This window comes from Mesotoga sp. B105.6.4 (genome assembly GCF_002896535.1).
Taxonomy (GTDB): Bacteria; Thermotogota; Thermotogae; order Petrotogales; family Kosmotogaceae; genus Mesotoga.
Genome location: NZ_JWIM01000026.1, coordinates 1 through 894 on the forward strand (window position 1 = coordinate 1; position 894 = coordinate 894).

Annotated in this window: 1 pseudogene; it reads left to right on the top strand. The window is 47.1% G+C overall.

The features are described 5' to 3' along the window. Positions 1-512: pseudogene (locus RJ60_RS06380) on the top strand (hypothetical protein); the annotation flags it as partial. Between the last annotated feature and the right edge of the window lie 382 nt (positions 513-894).

An 894-nucleotide genomic window follows, 5' to 3' on the forward strand; every position in this document is an offset into this window, starting at 1 on the left:
GTTATGGGTATCCCAGATGTGGTTACGTTCTACAAGGAAGGGATCGTAGTGGGAACTCTTGCGGGGAAGACAATAATGACACCGGTTATTGTCAACGATGTTCCCTACCATGGTGAAAAGACCACGATATTCAGGTTTCTGACGGGTGATTATTCTACTCCGCTAGGAGCTTTCTACATTACTGTCATCGACTCCAAAGTGTACTCTCTCGCAGTTGCAGTTGACCCTATGAAGGTAGACAATGTTGTCGACCTCGACGGTGATGGAGTTGCTGAGCTTGTGGTCATCGATGATCACATGGTTAAGGCTCATGAAGCTACCGAGTTGTCGGTCTTCAAGCGTTTCTTCAGTTGGAGCGAAGTTGGCTGGCAAGTTGACAGCCCCGGACAGTATTCAGAGGTCTACTCTGCTCTCGCTGCGGAGGATCTCGGCAAGATAAGATCGTCCAGTCCAAGAACTCCTCACGTGTGGTCATATGCTTACCATTCTTATATGGCAGGCCAGGATCTGGANNGAGCTCGTAGAGGACTTCTCGCTTCATTGGCTTGTTGATTCCTCTGAAGTGGTCAGACTCCTGGATCAGAATATAAACCAGTATGAAGGTTTCGTAATGAAGAAGCCTACTCCAAGTTCATCTTCCACTATGTAATTCGATTCAAGAATATTATTCACACTCTTGAGAATTCCATTCACCACGACTATAATCGTATTGAGTGGGAAAAATGGAGCGTGAGATTATGAGAAGAATATTCTTGTTGTTGCTTCTTCTGATTAGCGCGGCACTAGCCGCATCGAAATTCAGTGTTGGGATCTTGATCACGGGCGAGATTGGCGGGAACGCCATATATGAGCTCGTTCAGAAAGGCGCCCTCGGAATGGCTTCCGACGAGATCG